We start from the raw sequence: 1,049 nt of genomic DNA, 5'->3' as shown, positions 1-1,049 counted from the left end.
TTCGCAGAGTCGATCAGCTTCTGCAGCGAAGTGATGCCGGTGTTGGCGGCCTGCAGCACCTGCACGCCGTTGGCGATGCCATCGAGGAGATTGTTGATGTCGCTGGCGCGGTTGTCGAGCGACTGTGCGGTGAAGAAGTTGGTGGGATTGTCCAAGGCCGAGTTGACGCTCTTGCCGGTCGACAGGCGGCTCTGCGTGGTGGCGAGAAGATCAGCGGTGGACTGGAGGGAGAGCAGGTTCTGACGAACCGACGAGGAGAGAACAATACCGGACATTGAGTGTTACCCTTCTGGTACGCAACGCAACAAACTTCGATTAGGATTAATCGATGTCCGGGACGGTGAACGCAGACGGCTAACAAAGCATGAAGCGTGTCGCGCCAGTCCTTGCGTGGATTCACCATGTGCGCGATCGAAGCCGGATCTGGCTCGCTCATATCGTCATGATTGGATGACGCTTTTCCGTGCAGCGACCCGATGTTTGCGACTTGTCAACCATAACTGAGAGTGAGCAATCGGCTGCATCCGAATGCATCGTCTGCGCTTTGCCGCGGCACTTTGGTGCCGGCGCAAAAAGAAAGCGGCGGGGCCGAAGCCCCGCCGCCATAGTCGTCTTGCGATGTCGTCCGCTTGTTAGCGGAGCAGCTGCAGCACGCTCTGCTGCGACTGGTTGGCCAGCGACAGCGCGGAGACCGCGATGGACTGGCGGGTCGACAGCGCCTGGCTGTTGGCCGCTTCGGTGTTGGTGTCGGCCAGGGTCAGGTTGGACGAACCGGTCTGCAGCACGTTGATCAGGCTCTTGTTGAAGTCCTGACGCACCTGCACCACCGAGAGGTTCGAGCCGAGGCTCGACGCTTCCGAACGCAGCGTGCTCGACGCGGCATTCAGGTTCGACAGCACCTTGTTGGTCGCGGAGTTGTCGATGAAGTCGACACCGCTGGTCAGCGCAGCAAGGCCGAGACCCTTGGAGTTGTAGGTCACGCCCGTGATGCTCAGGTTCGACTTGCCGGTCTCGTCGAACACCAGCTTGAGCTGGTCGCCGTTCAGCAG

Annotated in this window: 2 protein-coding genes; both read right to left on the bottom strand. The window is 60.2% G+C overall.

Annotated features, from left to right (window positions below; all coding sequences use genetic code 11):
• The coding region (locus tag AC0L2F_RS35680) for a flagellin N-terminal helical domain-containing protein (RefSeq protein ID WP_473251516.1) at window positions 1–275 on the bottom strand (275 nt) is incomplete at its 3' end.
• Window positions 276–632: 357 nt separating this feature from the next.
• The coding region (locus tag AC0L2F_RS35675) for a flagellin (RefSeq protein ID WP_473251515.1) at window positions 633–1,049 on the bottom strand (417 nt) is incomplete at its 5' end.

The organism is Bradyrhizobium sp. Ken64 (assembly GCF_055807555.1).
The sequence above is the reverse complement of the archived record's forward strand: the minus strand, read 5'-3'. Positions and strand labels throughout refer to the sequence as shown.